13 protein-coding genes are annotated in these 16047 nt (G+C 71.2%); 3 read left to right on the top strand and 10 right to left on the bottom strand.

Annotation, left to right across the window (positions count from 1 at the left end):
* Window positions 1–10 precede the first annotated feature (10 nt).
* Both ACH4YP_RS07755 and ACH4YP_RS07750 read right to left on the bottom strand, forming a co-directional pair.
* Entirely contained in the window at window positions 11–1729 is a 1719-nt protein-coding gene (locus ACH4YP_RS07755; protein WP_398489821.1) for a TerD family protein, read from the bottom strand.
* Between the two features lie 154 nt (window positions 1730–1883).
* On the bottom strand, window positions 1884–2480 hold the full coding sequence (locus ACH4YP_RS07750; protein WP_361057457.1) for a M48 family metallopeptidase: 597 nt from the start codon (window positions 2478–2480) through the stop codon (window positions 1884–1886).
* Window positions 2481–2690: 210 nt separating this feature from the next.
* Here ACH4YP_RS07750 and ACH4YP_RS07745 point away from each other — a divergent pair, with 210 nt between their 5' ends.
* Together ACH4YP_RS07745 and ACH4YP_RS07740 are read left to right on the top strand one after the other, a co-directional pair.
* Window positions 2691–3884 (top strand): TOMM precursor leader peptide-binding protein, encoded by a 1194-nt coding sequence (locus ACH4YP_RS07745; protein WP_361057486.1) that lies wholly within the window; start codon window positions 2691–2693, stop codon window positions 3882–3884.
* A complete protein-coding gene (locus tag ACH4YP_RS07740; protein ID WP_361057455.1) occupies window positions 3877–5289 on the top strand; it encodes an AarF/ABC1/UbiB kinase family protein in 1413 nt (470 codons plus the stop codon). Before ACH4YP_RS07745 ends, ACH4YP_RS07740 begins: the two co-directional genes overlap by 8 nt.
* Window positions 5290–5351: 62 nt before the next feature.
* On the opposite strand, the gene ACH4YP_RS07735 is transcribed toward ACH4YP_RS07740, so the two are convergent.
* The 5 genes from ACH4YP_RS07735 to ACH4YP_RS07715 form a co-directional block, all read right to left on the bottom strand.
* Entirely contained in the window at window positions 5352–5561 is a 210-nt protein-coding gene (locus ACH4YP_RS07735; protein ID WP_398489820.1) for a hypothetical protein, read from the bottom strand.
* 117 nt (window positions 5562–5678) lie between these two features.
* Window positions 5679–6002, bottom strand: a complete 324-nt coding sequence (locus ACH4YP_RS07730) for a hypothetical protein (RefSeq protein ID WP_361057450.1) — start codon at window positions 6000–6002, stop codon at window positions 5679–5681.
* Window positions 5999–6367 carry a WhiB family transcriptional regulator gene (locus tag ACH4YP_RS07725; protein WP_359719658.1) on the bottom strand — a complete coding sequence of 123 codons (369 nt, stop codon included), beginning with the start codon at window positions 6365–6367 and terminating at the stop codon, window positions 5999–6001. The genes ACH4YP_RS07730 and ACH4YP_RS07725 overlap by 4 nt, the downstream gene beginning before the upstream one ends.
* Before the next feature lie 175 nt (window positions 6368–6542).
* Complete coding sequence (locus tag ACH4YP_RS07720; RefSeq protein WP_361057447.1) at window positions 6543–6857, bottom strand: hypothetical protein; 315 nt, start codon at window positions 6855–6857, stop codon at window positions 6543–6545.
* Window positions 6858–7019: 162 nt separating this feature from the next.
* The gene (locus tag ACH4YP_RS07715) at window positions 7020–9224 is read right to left on the bottom strand and encodes an ATP-dependent DNA helicase UvrD2 (protein ID WP_398489819.1); all 2205 of its coding nucleotides are present in this window, start codon (window positions 9222–9224) and stop codon (window positions 7020–7022) included.
* A gap of 239 nt (window positions 9225–9463) precedes the next feature.
* On the opposite strand from ACH4YP_RS07715, the gene ACH4YP_RS07710 reads away from it, so the two are divergent.
* Window positions 9464–9706 (top strand): mycoredoxin, encoded by a 243-nt coding sequence (locus ACH4YP_RS07710; RefSeq protein ID WP_361057441.1) that lies wholly within the window; start codon window positions 9464–9466, stop codon window positions 9704–9706.
* Window positions 9707–9718: 12 nt separating this feature from the next.
* Here ACH4YP_RS07710 and nudC read toward each other — a convergent pair whose 3' ends face one another.
* The 3 genes from nudC to ACH4YP_RS07695 all read right to left on the bottom strand — a co-directional run bounded on the left by nudC (window position 9719) and on the right by ACH4YP_RS07695 (window position 15825).
* Complete coding sequence (gene nudC, locus ACH4YP_RS07705; protein ID WP_328844762.1) at window positions 9719–10666, bottom strand: NAD(+) diphosphatase; 948 nt, start codon at window positions 10664–10666, stop codon at window positions 9719–9721.
* Window positions 10667–10751: 85 nt separating this feature from the next.
* The gene (locus ACH4YP_RS07700; RefSeq protein WP_398489817.1) at window positions 10752–12155 is read right to left on the bottom strand and encodes a dipeptidase; all 1404 of its coding nucleotides are present in this window, start codon (window positions 12153–12155) and stop codon (window positions 10752–10754) included.
* Between the two features lie 10 nt (window positions 12156–12165).
* The gene (locus ACH4YP_RS07695) at window positions 12166–15825 is read right to left on the bottom strand and encodes a UvrD-helicase domain-containing protein (protein ID WP_398489816.1); all 3660 of its coding nucleotides are present in this window, start codon (window positions 15823–15825) and stop codon (window positions 12166–12168) included.
* Window positions 15826–16047: the final 222 nt, after the last annotated feature.

Below are 16047 nucleotides of genomic sequence, written 5' to 3'. Positions count from 1 at the left end.
ACGGGCTCCCTCAGACCTCGTACGGCTGGACGACGATGAAATTGCCGGGCGCGCCGCGGAACTGCAGGTTCACGCTCTCTCCGGTGTCGCCCGGGTAGGCGTTCCTGCGCATCCGCACCTGGCTGGAGACGATCACCTGGGAGGCGGCGGACCAGGCGACGACGGCGTTGCAGTCGGCGAACGTCGTCGGCGTCACGGGCAGGACCACGGGCACGCCACGCGTCTTCACGACGACCGTGCCGGTGCCCTGGAACTGCATCGTGAACAGGGCGCCTCCGGGGATGCCGTGTCCTTCGACGCGGCGCACCTCGTACTGCAGCGTCTCGTCGAAGGCGAGGACGTTCTCCGCGGAGACACAGACGGCGTCTCCTTGCAGCTCGATGGGGTGCAGCATGGCGCCGTTCTCCGCGAGGAAGACCTGGCCACGGCCCGAACAGCGCATGAGCTGCATCTCCTGGCCGGTCGCGTTGCCCACGATCCGCCCGGAGAATCCGGCGCCCTTGTAACTGAAGTCGACCTTGCCCTGGTAGAGCACCATGCTGCCCTGGCGGGCCAGTACGGCCTGGTCGCCGCCCATGCCGAGGTCGACACGGACCATCTTCTTGTTCTGCTGGGTCCAGCGCTGCCCGGTGGGCGTCTCCTTGTACGCCTGCAGCGCCGCGGTGACGCCGGCGCCTCCCGGGGGAGCGCCCTGGGGCACTCCGTAGGCGGCGGGCGCACCCGGCACACCCGGTGCGCCGGGCTGACCGGGCACCTGACCGAACGGCGGCTGCTGACCGTAGCCGGGAGGCGGGGTCGGCTGGCCGTAGCCCGGGGGCGGGCCGGGCGCCTGAGGTGCCTGGGACTGTCCGTAGCCGGGCGGCAGGGGTGCGGTCTGGCCGGGGGCCTGGCCGTACGGAGGCTGCTGCTGGCCGGGCTGCCCGTAGGGCGCGGGGGCGGGAGCCGGAGGCGGTACCGGGGCGCCGCCGGGCGGGGCCAGGGGCGCGATGATGGTCGGCGCCGCGTGCACCGAAGGCGCGGGGGCCGGCGGTGGCGTGGCCCCCTGGGGCGGTGCGAAACCCTGGGCGGCAGGCTGCGGAGCCGGCGCTGGAGCCGGCACGGCGGGGCCCGCCGGGGCGCCGAACGCGGGCGGTGCGGCTGCTTGGGCGGGCGGCGCGAACGAGGGCGCGGCGGCCCCCGGTGCCGGGGCCGCGGGCTCCTCCTCGGCGACCTCGCCGCCGAAGTTCTTCAGCAGCGCGTCGAGCCCGCCGTCGAAGCCCTGTCCGACCGCGGCGAACCGCCATACGTCCTTGAGGTAGAAGTCGCCCAGCATCACGGCGCGTTCGGTGGAGAACTCGCCACCGTTGAAGGAGTAGCGGGCCACCTCCTCGCCGCCCGCGACGATGCGGAGGTACCCGGGGGCGACCTGCGACATCTGTCCGGCGCCGTCGATCGTCGCCGTGAAGGACAGCTTCTGGATCTGCGGCGGGATCCTGTCGAGCGTGACGCGGAATGACTCCGTGTCGCCCGCCTGCGCACCGAGAAGCTGAATGGACTCTTCGGGGGTCTTCGGCTGGTTGAAGAAGACGAAGAACCGGTCGTCCGAAAGCTGTTCGTCGGCGTCCAGGCCGAAGCAGCTGATGTCGAAGGTCAGTCCGGGGCCGGTGATCTGCACACCTACGTACAGATCGGTGCCCGCGGTGAGGTCACTGATCTTGGCCTTGTGGCCGCGTTGGAATTCCCTGGCCATGCGTAACGACCGTCCCCCATCCCGAATGCGAGTGCGTCGCGTCAGGCTAACGGCAAAATCCGGCCGCGGACGAAGCCGGTACAGACCCGGTACAGAATCCCTGCTTCGAGCAGTCCGGGCAGGGTTTCCGCGTCGGAGTGACGTCGGGCCGACGTCACTCGCCGCGACTGACGGGCAGGTGGGGCAGCCGGTCGGCGGCGACCACCCCTTCGAGGTAGCCGCGGGCCCGCTCGGTCCGCGGGTAGGCCTCAAGCAGCCGCCAGAAGTCGGGGCCGTGGCCGGGAACGAGCAGATGCGCGAGTTCATGGACGAGGACGTAGTCGACGACGTACTCGGGCATGCCCTGCAGCCGGTGCGAAAGACGGATACTGCCCTCGGCAGGGGTGCACGAGCCCCAGCGGGTGTTCTGATTGGTGACCCAGCGGACCGAAGTGGGCCGGGCCCGGCCGTCGAAGTACAGATCGGAGAGCCGTTCGGCCCGCTCTGACAGCTCCGTGTCGCCGAGCACGCGCTTGTTCTCCTGGGCGGCCAGCTTGTCGAGCATGACGCTCACCCAGCGCTGTTCCTCCGCCTCGGACATCCGGGCGGGGATGAGCACGACGGTGCGATCGCCTTCACGGTACGCGGAGACCGTTCTGCGCCGTCGCGCGCTCCTGCGGACCTCGATCGCGCTCGCCCCCGAGCCGCTTGGCGGCTGGCTCGTCGTGCTGCGCTGTGGGTTTCCGGCGCGGTGCAGTGGGTCGGCGGGCACGCCCCGACGGTACCCGTTGCACACGGGGGAAGTCCCGCCTCCGGGACGCATCGATGCCGAACCGCACCCCACGCGCTCGATTTGTACGACGAATATCCACCGCCTGTGGACAACTTTCGGCACGGGCCGGGCAATGCGGGCATGCTGACATTCGACCGGCGGAGCAGGACGAACGCCCGCCGGCACAACGGGGACGTACGGGGGTCGGTCATGCATCCGATGGTGAAACCCGCGCTGCGGCGCGGTTGGCGGGATCTCAACACCGTGCAGTTCGGGATGGCACCCTCACACGCGATGGTGCTCGGCCCGATGGACACGGCGACGGGCAGTCTCCTGACCTTGTTCGACGGCACCCGCGGACTGCCCCTGTTACGCGACGAGGGGCGCCGCATGGGCCTGCCCGACGGCCATGTCGACGGCCTGGTGGAGCGACTGGCCCAGGCGGGACTGCTGGACGACGCCACGGGCGGCGGCCCGGCCGCCGATGCTTTGCGCAAGAAACCGGCGGTCCTGGACCGGCTGCGGCCCGACGTCGCGTCACTCTCCCTGGTCGCTCCCGAACCGGGCGAGGCCATGCGCCGGCTGGCGGCCCGCCGCTCACTGCGCGTACAGGTGCGGGGCGCGGGGCGGGTCGGAGTGGTACTGGCCGCGGCGCTGGCGGGAGCGGGCGTGGGCCAGGTCGACGTGCAGGACGGCGGCTGCGTCGAGCCGTGGGACGTCGCGCCGGGCGGGCTGCCCGTCGAATCCATCGGTGAGCGCAGGGACGAGGCCGCGCGCCGTGCGGTGCGCCGTGCGGCACCGAACCGCCCGCCCCGGCGCGGCAGCGCACGACCGGCTCCCGGCGAAGAGGATCCGGGCCTCTCCCTCGTGATCATCACGCCCCGGGACGGTCTCGCGGTCCACGCGCCCGACCCCTCGGCCGCCGAGCCCCTGATCGGCTCCGGAACGCCACATCTGTACGCCGGGGTGGTGGAGGGCACGGGAGTCGTCGGCCCGCTCGTCCTGCCGGGCGACACGGCCTGCGCGGGCTGCCTGGATCTGGGACGCACCGACCGGGACCCGACCTGGCCACGCCTGCTGGCACAGTGGCGTTCCGCCCAGTCCCGTCACGTGCCGGCGTGTGATCTGGCGCTGTCCACCACGGTCGCCGGCCTGGCCGCGGGGCATGCGCTCGCCTTCCTGGACGGGGAGCTGCCGTCGAGCGCGGGGGCCCGCTGGCAGGTCTCGGTGCCTGGTTTCGACTGGCACTCGGCGCCGGTGTGGGACCATCCCGCATGCCGCTGCGGGGCCGCGGAGAAAAGTAAGGGGGAGCAGACCTCGGACGACGAAGGGCCGCACGAGACAATGGCCGGGCAACAGCCGCACGCGGCACGGCTGTCCGGTACTTGGAGGGCGCATGTCTGATCTTCCCCGGAAGGCGGTCACCCGAACCGCCAAGCTCGCCGCCCTACCGCTCGGCTTCGCCGGGCGGGCGACCTGGGGACTCGGCAAACGAATCGGTGGCAAGTCCGCCGAACTCGTGGGTCGCGAGCTGCAACAGCGCACGGCGGAGCAGCTCTTCAAGGTGCTCGGCGAGCTCAAGGGCGGAGCCATGAAGTTCGGGCAGGCCATGTCCGTCTTCGAGTCGGCGCTGCCCGAGGAGGTCGCGGGCCCCTACCGCGCGGCGCTGACGAAACTCCAGGAAGCGGCCCCGCCGATGCCGACCCGCACGGTGCACTCCGTGCTGGCGGAGCGGCTCGGGGAGGACTGGCACGACCTGTTCCTGGAGTTCGAGGACAAGCCCGCCGCGGCGGCCTCGATCGGCCAGGTGCACCGGGCGGTGTGGCACGACGGCCGGGAGGTCGCGGTCAAGGTGCAGTACCCCGGGGCGGGCGAGGCCCTGCTGTCCGATCTGAACCAACTGAGCCGTTTCGCCCGTCTCCTTGGGCCGTTGATTCCCGGCATGGACATCAAGCCGCTCATCGCGGAGCTGCGCGACCGGGTGTCCGAGGAGCTCGACTACGCCCTGGAGGCACAGGCACAGCGGGCGCACGCGGAGGAGTTCGCGGACGACCCGGACGTGCTGGTGCCGGCCGTGGTCCACCAGTGCGAGCAGGTCCTGGTGACGGAGTGGATCGACGGGATCCCCCTGTCCGAGGTGATCACCGACGGCACGCCGGAGCAGCGGGACCGGGCAGGCCAGCTCCTGGCCCGCTTCCTCTTCTCCGGCCCGTCCCGCACCGGTCTGCTGCACGCCGACCCGCACCCGGGCAATTTCCGTCTCCTGCCGGACGGCTCCGGGGACGCCGAAGACCCCGAAGGCGCCGAGGGCACCAGCGGCAAGGGCGGCTGGCGGCTCGGGGTCCTGGACTTCGGCACGGTGGACCGCCTGCCGGGAGGCCTGCCTCCGACGATCGGCGACTCGCTCCGTATGACCCTCGACGGCGACGCCGAGGCGGTCTACGACCTGCTCCGCGAGGAGGGCTTCGTCAAGGAGTCCATAGAGCTCGACCCGGACGCCGTACTGGACTACCTGCTCCCCATCATCGAGCCGGCCCAGGCCGACGAGTTCACCTTCACCCGCGGCTGGATGCGCAGCCAGGCGGCCCGCATCGCCGACCCCCGCTCCCCCGCACACCAACTCGGCAAACAACTCAACCTGCCCCCGGCGTACCTGCTCATCCACCGGGTGACCTTGAGCACCATCGGTGTGCTGTGCCAGCTGGGAGCGACGGTACGACTGCGGGACGAACTGGAGGAGTGGCTGCCGGGGTTCGTACTGGCCGACGACGAGACACTGGCGGAGGAGGACTCGGCAGCTGAGGCGTGAGCTTGGGGTGCCGGTGTTTGGGCGGAGGGGGGAGGGGGCCCAAGAGGACTCCGAAATCCGATTCACCACCAAGCCGAGTCCAGTCGTCCCTCGATCGCTCTCAGGTTGGCTCGGGCGCAGGCGTCACAGAAATAGTGGCGGGCGCCGTTCTCCACGGAGAAGGTCCAGGTGAGCGGCGGGTCCTCTGACGTCGCGTCGCAACGGGCGCACACGATGGGCCTGGGCTCCGCGGTGGAGCCGCCGCTGTCACTGTCCCCGGGAAGACTCGTCACGTGGTGACGATAACTCCGGGATCCGCGGTTGGTGAGGCACAACGCACCGCGGGGGCCGGTCCGTTCGGACCGGCCCCCGCGTCAGCTGTTACTTCCGTCGCCGTTACGAGAACGGCTCTACTGCATGACCGCCATGGCCAGTGCGCGGCGGGCGCGGCGTGAGGCGCGCTCGGCACGGCGCTGCATGCGGCGGGCGGTCACCAGGCGCATCGCCCGGCGTTCCTGCTCCGCCTCATGCATCCGGTCGTGCATATGCGCACGAGCCAGGGCTTCTGGGATGAGTTGCATCTCTCGGGTCCTGTTCTGGCGCGTGTCGTTCGCGCCGGTGGAGGTGAAGTCTGGGGCCGCGGAGCCGGCGGGCTCGCTGGTGGACGGCTTCATCGGGACCTGCTTCTTGGGGTCGTGCGTCAGGGGGCGATCGATCGTTCCTAGGGTGTTCATGCCGAAACCGGGTTCTTGCGCGGGCGGCCACGCGGCCGCTTCCGGGCGACAACGACACCCTGGACGAAGAGCTCGCCGCCCCAGACGCCCCAGGGCTCACGCCGCTCCTTGGCGCCGGCGAGGCAGGCCTCGATCAGCGGGCAGGTGCGGCAGAGGGACTTGGCGTACTCGACGTCGGCCGGCGACTCGGCGAAGAAGACCTCCGGGTCGTAGGAGCGGCAGGGGACGGGTACGCCGAGGTTCTCGATGGCGTCGTCGAGCGCGGTGAGCGCAGTGAGCGGGATCAAGGTGGAGTCCTCCGTGAGGCCGGGCGGGGAGATCGTTTCGGAAGGCGGTACGGACGGGGCGTGCGCTTCGAGTTGCACGATTGGTTCTTCCTCGTCTGGTCGTGCCGGCCGGTTGGCCGGTTGGCGGCTGGTACCGGGTTCTTTTCTTGTCCCGAGGCCCCTTCGCTCCGCCGTCCCTGGTCGGGGACAAACAGAAGGGCCGCGGATCCCGGGTGGGGTTCCGCGGCCCTGAAGGCGCCGGCCTGATCGTCGATCAGGCTGGATCACTCCAGGGTTCAGGCCCACGGAAGGCCCACATCGTGTGGTGCGTCTGCTTGGCGGCTCCGGCACCGGTGGCCGCAAAGGCATAGGCATGCGCCTGTGCCTCTACTGCTTCCAGTGCCTTCATCGGTCGCTCATTGCGCTCACGGACAGGAAGACCCGAGAGAGACACGGAGGACGCCGGCCGGACGGCGGGAATGCCGGACAGACCGGTACCCAGGTTCGAGAAGCCGAGCAGGCACGTGGAGACGACCGAGCGATCGGTCAATTTGACGGTGCTGACGGAGCTGCTGGTGATGCTGATCACTGGAATCGCCTCCTCTCGGCGTCTCTGGGACCGGGCGAGCCGGTCCGACGGTTACTAAGTACAGCACGGAACCAGGGCCTTCGAGAAGGCCGCCGTTTCCGTGCTTTAGAACCTATGGGGATTGCTGGGGCATGCGCAAACTATTTTTTCGACGAGTTTGAATCAGTCGTCGTCCACGCCGTCCTCAACTTCCTGACCTGCGCAGATGGCGAGTACGTCGGTCCCGTAGCGGTTGAGCTTGCGGGCGCGGACCCCTGGGATGCGGGACAGCTCGACCGGAGTGGACGGCACCGCTTCCGCGATGGCCATCAGGGTCTTGTCCGTGAAGACGCAGAAGTCCGGCTGCCCGCTGCGCTGCGCCTGGACCGCCCGCCAGTCGCGCAACCGCTCGTAGAGGCCTTCGTCCATGTCGGACGGGCAGTCCTCGCAGCGCATCAGTTTCATCTCGCCGGCGTCGTTGAGAGTGCGGCCGCAGACCCGGCAGCGGGCGGGGGTGCGGTTCGTCCGTCGTGTGACGCCGGGGGCGCTGCCGGGAGCGCCGCGCTCGATGCCGCCCGAACCGAGGGGGCCTGCCGCGCCGCCGCGGTTCGCCTTGGTGACGGAGCCGGGGCGCAGGCCGTCGAGGAAGCGGCTGGGTCGCCGGTTGGGCCGGCCGCCGGGTGAGCGGGACAGGGCCCAGGAGACGGAGAGGTGCTCTCTGGCCCTGGTGACACCGACATAGAGGAGTCGGCGTTCCTCCTCGATCTGTTCCTCGGTCTTGGCGTAGGTGATCGGCATCATGCCTTCGGCGACGCCGACCAGGAACACGACGTCCCACTCCAGGCCCTTGGCGGAGTGGAGGGAGGCGAGGGTGACGCCCTGGACGGTCGGGGCGTGCTGGGCGCCGGCGCGTTCGTCGAGCTCGGCCACGAGGTCGCCGAGGGTGGCGTCGGGTTTGGCGGCGGCGAAGTCCTGGGCCAGGTGGGCGAGGGCGGCGAGGGACTCCCAGCGCTCTCTGACGGCGCCGGAGCCCGCGGGGGGCTGATGGGTCCAGCCGTCTCCTGACAGGACGGCTCGCACCTGCGAGGGCAGGTCGGGGGCGTCGTCGAGGAGTGAGTCGTTGCCCCCGAAGCGGGCGGCTCCGCGCAGGGCGTGGATGGCTCTCTTCACCTCGGGCCGGTCGAAGAAGCGCTCAGCTCCGCGCAGTTGGTAGGGCACCGCGACGTCGGCGAGGGCCTGTTCGTAGATCTCGGACTGCGAGTTCGTACGGAAGAGGATCGCGATCTCGCTCGCGGGGATGCCGGAGGCGATGAGGTCGCGGATGCGGCGGGCGGCGCCCTCGGCTTCGGCGGGTTCGTCGGTGTACTCGGTGTAGCCGGGTTCGGGGCCCGCGGTGCGCTGGGAGATCAGCTCCAGGCGGTGGTCGGCGGCGCGACCGCGGGCCTGGGCGAGCAGGCCGTTGGCGAGGTGGACGACCTGGGGGGTGGAGCGGTAGTCCCGGACGAGTTTGACGACCGTGGCTCCGGGGTGGCGGGTGCGGAAGTCGAGGAGGTGGTCGGGGGTCGCGCCGGTGAACGAGTAGATGGTCTGGCTGGCGTCGCCGACGACGCAGAGGCTTTCGCGCTCGCCGAGCCACAGTTCGAGGAGGCGCTGCTGGAGGGGGCTGACGTCCTGGTACTCGTCGACCACGAAGTGCTGGTACTGGGCGCGGACCGCTTCGGCGATGTCGTGCTGGTCCTGGAGGATGGCGACGGTCAGCAGCAGGACGTCCTCGAAGTCGATGACGCCGCGGTCGCGTTTGAGATCCTCGTACGCGGCGTAGAGCTGGGCGATCTCGGCGCGGTCGCGGGGGGCTTCGCGGCCGGCCTTGGCCGCGACGGCGGCGTAGTCGGCGGGGACGGTCTGGGTGACCTTGGACCATTCGATCTCGGCGGTGACATCCCGCAGCTCGCCGCGGTCGAGGCGGACGCGGCAGGTGGCCGCGGCTTCGGCGACGAGCTGGATCTTGCGGTCGACGATCCGCGGCAGGCTGCCTCCGACGGCTTTCGGCCAGAAGTACTGGAGCTGGCGCAGGGCAGCGGAGTGGAAGGTGCGGGCCTGCACTCCGGTGGCGCCGAGTTGGCGGAGGCGGCCGCGCATCTCTCCGGCGGCGCGGTTGGTGAAGGTGACGGCGAGCACGCTGGAGGGCTGGAGGATCCCGGCGCGTACCCCGTAGGCGATGCGGTGGGTGATGGCGCGGGTCTTGCCCGTACCGGCTCCCGCCAGGACGCACACCGGGCCGTGCAGGGCGGTGGCGACCTCGCGCTGCTCGGGGTCGAGCCCTTCCAGTACCGCGTCGGCCGTGTCAGGGGCCTGCGGGAAGAGGGTGGAATGCGTTGCTGCTGTCACCCCGCCATGCTGCCAGGTCGGCGGAGACGGGTGCGCCGGTTGTCCACAGGGAGGCGCACGCAGTCGTACTAATGCGGCAGTCGCTCGGCTCGGCACTCGTGGCACCGCCCCTTTCGCGAGGCCGTCCTCCGCCGTGTGTACCGGCCCTCTCCCTCGCCGCGTACGGGAATGGCGGCCAGGTCGAGTACGTTCCATCACTGCGAACACGCACTCCCCTGCAGCGAAGGAGCATGAGAGACATGCCGGGCACTGTGACGATGTACAGCACCACGTGGTGTGGCTACTGCCGCCGGTTGAAGGGCCAGATGGAGCGCGAGGGCATCACGTACAACGAGATCAACATCGAGCAGGACCCGGCGTCCGCGGCCTTCGTGGAGAAGGCGAACGGCGGGAACCAGACGGTTCCCACCGTCCTCTTCCCGGACGGTTCGACGCTGACCAACCCTTCGCTGGCGCAGGTCAAGCAGAAGATCGGCGCGTAGTCGGTACGTGCCTCAGGCGGCCGCTCCGCGCGTCGGCAGGGGCTTGCCGTACCAGAGTTCGATCAGGCGGGCCGCAATCGAGATGCCGTACGGAGGCAGGACCTCCCCGGACTCGAAGGCGGCCCGCAGGTCTTCGCGGGAGAACCAGCGGGCTTCCTGGATCTCCTCGCCGTCGACGTTGATCTCCGCCGAGGTGGCGCGGGCCATGAAGCCCAGCATGAGGCTGGAGGGGAAGGGCCAGGGCTGGCTGGCGATGTACTCGACGTCGCCGACGGTGACGCCGGCCTCTTCGAAGACCTCGCGGCGGACCGACTGTTCGATGGACTCGCCGGGCTCGACGAATCCGGCGAGGGTGGAGAAGCGGCCCTCGGGCCAGTGGACCTGGCGGCCGAGGAGGATGCGGTCCTCGTGGTCGGTGACGGCCATGATCACGGCGGGGTCGGTGCGCGGGTAGTGCTCGGCGCCGCAGGCGGGGCAGCGACGGATGTGACCGGCCGCGGCGATCACCGTACGTTCGCCGCAGCGGGAGCAGAAGCGGTGCAGGCGCTGCCAGTTCTCCAGTGCGACCGCGTGCACCATCAGGCCGGCGTCGCGCTGTGAGAGGAGCAGGCCGGCTTCGCGCAGGCCGGCCGCGCGCGCGGACTGGTCCATGCGGCCCGGAAGGGCGTCCTTCTGGAGTGCGAAGTAGCTGACGCCGTCGTCGTCGGTGCCCAGGAAGTAGCGGTGTGCTTCGGTGAGGGGCGCTTCGAAGGACGGGGTCATGACGAGCTCGGTGGTGCCGTCCGCCGTCTCGTCGATGAGGACCTGACCGCCGGAGACCACGAAGGCACGGGTGGTGGGGTGGCTCCACGCCGCGGCGAGCCAGGCCTCGTCGAGCCGGTGGTGGGCGGCCCGGTCGATGCCGCTCGGGGCGGTGAGCGAGATGGGACGGTCGGCGGTGTGATCGGTCCAGGTGGTCACGGGTGCTTCCAACTCCCCCGGTGGAACGGTTGTTTCGGCGGGTGGTTCAGCGGCTGTACGGCAGGACGTGTGCGACGGGGCCTCTTCAGTGTGCATCGCGCCAGTTCTCGGCCAGGTCGCCCCACAGGTAGGCGGTGGTTTCGACGCCCTTGAGGAGCAGGTCGAGTTCGACCTTCTCGTTGGGTGCGTGCCAGCCGTCGGACGGGACCGAGATGCCGAGGAACAGCACCGGTGCGGCGAGGACGTCCTGGAGGTCCGCGGCGGGCCCGGATCCCCCCGAGCGGGTGAAACGGATCTCCTGCTCGAAGGCGCGGCCCATGGCGCGTGCGACGGACTGCAGCGCCGGGTGGTCGAGCGGTGTGAGGCACGGGCGGGTGGCGGGGGCGAAAGTGATCTCGTGGCGGATGCCGGCGGGTATCCGCTCCGCGGTCCAGGCGCGGACGATCTTCTCGATGTGGTCGGGGTCCTGTCCGGCGACGAGCCGGAAGGAGAGCTTCACCATGGCCGAGGACGGGATGATCGTCTTGCTGCCGGGGCCCTGGTAGCCGCCGCCGATGCCGTTGACCTCGGCGGTCGGGCGGGCCCAGACCCGCTCCAGGGTGGTGTGTCCGGCCTCTCCGTGGACGGCCGTCGACCTGGCGGTGCGCAGCCACTCCTCCTCGTCGAAGGGCAGCTCGGCGAAGAGTTCGCGCTCGCGGTCGGTGAGTTCGGTGATGCCTTCGTAGAAGCCGGGGATCGCCACGCGCGCGTGCTCGTCGTGCAGGGCCGCGACGAGGCGGGCGACCGCGGTGGCCGGATTGGGGACGGCACCGCCGAAGGCGCCGGAGTGTATGTCCTGGTCGGGCCCGTACAGCGTGATCTCGCACTCGGCGAGGCCGCGCATGCCGGTGCACACGGTGGGGGTGTCCTCGGACCACATGCCGGTGTCGGAGACGATCACGGCGTCGGCGGTGAGGCGGTCCTGCCGCTCTTCGACGAGTGCGCGGAAGTACGGGGAGCCGGACTCCTCCTCGCCCTCGATGAGCAGCTTCAGGTGGACGGCGGGGGCGGTGCGGCCGGTGGCGGCGAGGTGGGCGCGGACGCCGAGTGTGTGGAAGAACACCTGGCCCTTGTCGTCGGCGGCCCCGCGCGCGTGGAGGCGGTTTCCGCGGACGACGGGCTCGAAGGGGTCGCTGTCCCAGCCGTCCTCGAGGGCCGCGGGCTGTACGTCGTGGTGTCCGTAGACGAGGACCGTGGGTGCCCGCGGGTCGTCGGAGTGCCACTCGGCGAAGACGGCGGGGGCACCTGGTGTCGCCCAGACCTCGCAGGTCGGGAAGCCTGTCTCCTGCAGTTTGGCGGCGAGCCAGTCGGCGCTGCGCCGTACGTCCGCGGCGTGTTCGGGCTGGGCCGACACTGACGGGATGCGCAGCCACTCGGCGAGGTCGTCGAGGAAGGCGGCGCGGTGCTGCTCGATGTACGCGCGGACGGCGCTGTCCGGAGTCTTGCTCATGGTCACGAGCCTAGCCGTCCACGCGCGCGTGCTGGTCCGGCGGTTCCTCGGGGACCCCATCGGGTGGTTCTTCGAGGAGGAGCCGCTCCAGTGCGGCCCGGTCGGGCAGGCTCCCGGGACGTACGACCTCGCCGCTGCGCACGTACAGGAAGGTGGCCTGTACGGATTCCAGGGGTACGCCGTGCTGCTCGGCCCAGGCGAGCCGGTAGAGGGCGAGCTGGAGGGGGTCGGCGTTGCGGGCGCGGTTGGTCTTCCAGTCGACGATCTCGTACGTCGTCCCGTCGCCGTCGTCCTCTTTGTAGACGGCGTCGATGCGGCCCCGTACGACGCGTCCGGCGATCGCGAGTTGGAAGGGTGCCTCGACGCGGTAGGGGGTGCGGTGGGCGTACGGGGTGCGCTCGAAGGCGTCCTTGAGGGCTTCCAGGTCGCGCTCGTCGGCGATCTCGGCCTCGCTGCCGGGCAGTTCCTCCGGTTCCAGCATCGGCAGTCGCAGCTCTTCGAAGCGGGCCTCGACCCAGGCGTGGAAGCGGGTGCCGCGGCGGGCGGCCGGCTGGGGCGGGCGCGGCATGGGACGGGCCAGTTCCTGCGCGAAGGCGTCCGGGTCGGCGGCCAGGCGCAGCAGCTGGGAGGCGGTCAGAGTGGCCGGCAGGGTGACGTCCGTGACGCTTTCGCGGGCGCGCAGGAGCTCGCCGGTGAGGGCGTCCAGGTCGCGGTCCCAGGAGGCGACGGTGCGGGCTTCCTCCGGGGTGAGGTGCCTGGTCTCGGAGGCGGGGCGCGTCCTCTCCGGAGGGTGCGGGCGGGCGTCCGGGGACGGGGTGGGGTGCGCATCCGGGGACGGGGTGGGGTGCGCATCGGGGGACGGGGTGGGGTGCGGAACCCTGGGGCGGTTCGTGGTCCGCGAGTCCCAGTCTCCGGAGTCTGCCTCGTCTGTGAGATCGGTCTCTTCGTGGAGGTCGTCCCCGCGGGGGGTCTTCCCGTGTGACGCCTCTTCGTAGGGCGCGTCCGTGAAATCGCCGTCCCCGTAGGGAGGCTCATTCGGGAAGTCGTCCTCCCCGTAAGGGGGCTCGTCGTAAGGCGGTTCGTCGTCCTCGGGCGGAGGCTGCCAGTCCGGGTCGTCGTAGGGCTCCGGGGCGTCGTGGGACGAGGGGTGGGCCGTCTCGTGGGAGTGGCCGGACTCCAGGTGGGCCAGGACCGTCTGTGCGGCCGCGCGTCGGCGGGCCATGGCCGCGTCGTCGAGCGGGAGCGGCCAGGCGTGGTCGCCGCCGGCCTCGTGCAGCGCGGGGTTCTCCTCGGTCTCCTCGGGTTCGTCCGCCCAGGCCTCGATCTCGCCGTGCCCGGCCTCGCAGTGCTCGTACAGGGACCGCAGGAAGTCGGAGGGGCCGCGGGGCTTCTTCTGGGAGGGGCCCCACCAGTGGCCCGAGCCGAGCAGCAGGGAGCGGGGGCGGGTGAACGTGACGTAGCCGAGGCGGAGTTCCTCGGTGTGCTGGTGCTCCTTCATGGCCTCGTGGAAGGCCTTCATGCTGCGGGAGTCCCAGGCGCCGATGTCCGGCAGGGTGTCGGCGTCGCCGCGGAGTTCGTGCGGCAGGACCTTGCCCTGTGCGGTCCATTTCTCTCGGCCCTGGCCGCTGGGGAAGGTGCCGGTGACGAGGCCCGGGACCGCGACGACGTCCCATTCCAGGCCCTTGGACTTGTGCGCGGTGAGCACCTTGACGGTGTTCTCGCCGCCCGGCAGGGCGTTGTCGAGGCCTTTCTCGTACTGGGCGGCGGTGCGCAGGAAGCCGAGGAAGGCGAGGAGGGATGCCTCGCCGTCGTTGGCGGCGAAGGACGCGGCGATGTCCAGGAAGTTGGAGAGGGTCTCGCGGCGGCGGGCGGCCAGGGCGTGCGGGGACGCGGAGAGTTCCACCTCCAGACCGGTGGTGGCGAGGACCCGGTGCAGGACGTCCATGAGCGGGTCGGAGAGCGAGCGGCGCAGGTCGCGCAGTTCGGTGGCGAGCCGTGCGAACCGTACGCGGGCGTCGGCGGAGAACGGCAGGCCGTCGTCGTCCCCGTGGCCTCCGAGAGGCGTCTCCAGGAACGTGTCGAGGGCGTCCGCGAGCGAGATGATCTCGGCCGGGTCGATGCCCTCGACGGCGGCGGCGAGCCGCCGGTCGGGGTCGTCGTCGGCCCCCACGCGCGCGTGGGACACGAGAAGGCGGGCCCTGCGTCCCAGGAGGGCGAGGTCGCGGGCGCCGATACGCCAGCGGGGGCCGGTGAGCAGGCGGACCAGTGAGGCGTTGGCGCCCGGGTCCTGGAGGACCTCGCAGACGGCGACCAGGTCGGCGACCTCGGGCAGATGCAGCAGCCCGGAGAGGCCGACGACCTCCACGGGGATGTCGCGGGCGACGAGGGCGCCCTGGATCTCGGCGAAGTCGGTTGCCGTACGGCACAGGACGGCGATCTCGCCGGGCGCCTTTCCGGTGCGTACGAGGTGGGCGATGGAGTCGGCTAGCCAGTCCATCTCCTCGGCGTGGGTGCGCAGCAGGGCACAGCGCACCATGCCGTCCCGCTCGGCGCCCGGGGCCGGGCGGAGGGCCTCCACGCCCGCGTGCAGGGCGCGCAGGGGTTCGGCGAGGCCGTTGGCGAGGTCGAGGAGGCGGCCGCCGCTGCGGCGGTTCTCGCTGAGCGACTGGCGGGTGGCGGGGCTTCCGTCGGCGTGGGCGAAGTGTTCGGGGAAGTCGTCGAGGTTGGCTACGGAGGCGCCGCGCCAGCCGTAGATCGCCTGGCAGGGGTCGCCGACGGCGGTCACCGGGTGCCCGGTGCCGCTGCCGAACAGGCCCGCCAGGAGGATGCGCTGGGCCACGGAGGTGTCCTGGTACTCGTCGAGCAGGACGACTCGGAACTCGTCGCGCAGGATGGCGCCGACCTCGGGGCGTGTGCTGGCGAGGGTCGCGGAGAGGGCGATCTGGTCGCCGAAGTCGAGGAGGTCGCGTTCGCGTTTGGCGGCCCTGTAGCGGCTCACCAGTTCGGCCAGTTCACGCCGGGCGGCTGCCGTCTCGGGGACCTTGCGCAGGTCTGCGTTGGTGAGCTTGACGCTCTCCAGGTCGCGCAGCAGTGCGGCGTCGTAGGCCCGCAGGTCCTGGGGTTGTACGAGGTGTTCGGCGAGCTCGCCGTCGAGCGTGAGGAGGTCGCTGACCAGGTCGGGGAAGGAGCGGGTGAGCGCTGGGTAGGGGCCCGGTGCCTCGCGCAGGACGCGTGCGGCGAGCTGGTAGCGGGTCGCGTCGGCGAGGAGACGCGCGGTGGGTTCGAGCCCGATGCGCAGTCCGTGGTCGGTCAACAGGCGGCCCGCGAAGGCGTGGTAGGTGGAGATGACCGGCTCGCCGGGCGGGTTGTCCGGGTCGATCACGTCCGGGTCGGTGACGCCCGCCCTGATGAGGGCTTTCCGTACGCGCTCGGCGAGTTCGCCCGCCGCCTTGTTGGTGAAGGTCAGGCCGAGGACCTGCTCGGGGGCGACCTGTCCGGTGCCGACCAGCCACACCACGCGCGCGGCCATCACCGTGGTCTTGCCGGATCCGGCGCCGGCCACGATCACCTGCGGGGCGGGCGGTGCGGTGATGCAGGCCGTCTGCTCCGGGGTGAACGGGATGCCGAGGAGCTCCTTGAGCTGCTCGGGGTCAGAGATACGGGCTGGCACGTCAGAGAGGCTAGCCGCGCCCACTGACAGTCGGTGCCGAATCGGTGGCCGGGCCGAAGGATGCGCTGGTCAGCACGCGTGGTGCCGTACGTCACTTCACGTACGGCCGGAGCCCTCCCAACGGCGGAGCCCCCGCTACGGCGGATGCCCGCGCGCCCTTCGGGAGCCCACGCCCTGTCACTCGACCGTGGCCGTTCACTCGGCCAGGCCCATCACCCGAAC

The sequence above is a fragment of the Streptomyces sp. NPDC020747 genome (genome assembly GCF_044334695.1).
GTDB lineage: Bacteria > Actinomycetota > Actinomycetes > Streptomycetales > Streptomycetaceae > Streptomyces.
The sequence above is the reverse complement of the archived record's forward strand: the minus strand, read 5'-3'. Positions and strand labels throughout refer to the sequence as shown.

Coding starts and splice junctions, on each gene's coding strand:
- ACH4YP_RS07755 (WP_398489821.1), bottom strand. CDS start 1,729: ATGGCCAGGGAATTCCAACGCGGCCACAAGGCCAAGATCAGTGACCTC.
- ACH4YP_RS07745 (WP_361057486.1), top strand. CDS start 2,691: ATGCATCCGATGGTGAAACCCGCGCTGCGGCGCGGTTGGCGGGATCTC.
- ACH4YP_RS07740 (WP_361057455.1), top strand. CDS start 3,877: ATGTCTGATCTTCCCCGGAAGGCGGTCACCCGAACCGCCAAGCTCGCC.
- ACH4YP_RS07730 (WP_361057450.1), bottom strand. CDS start 6,002: ATGAACACCCTAGGAACGATCGATCGCCCCCTGACGCACGACCCCAAG.
- ACH4YP_RS07710 (WP_361057441.1), top strand. CDS start 9,464: ATGCCGGGCACTGTGACGATGTACAGCACCACGTGGTGTGGCTACTGC.
- ACH4YP_RS07700 (WP_398489817.1), bottom strand. CDS start 12,155: ATGAGCAAGACTCCGGACAGCGCCGTCCGCGCGTACATCGAGCAGCAC.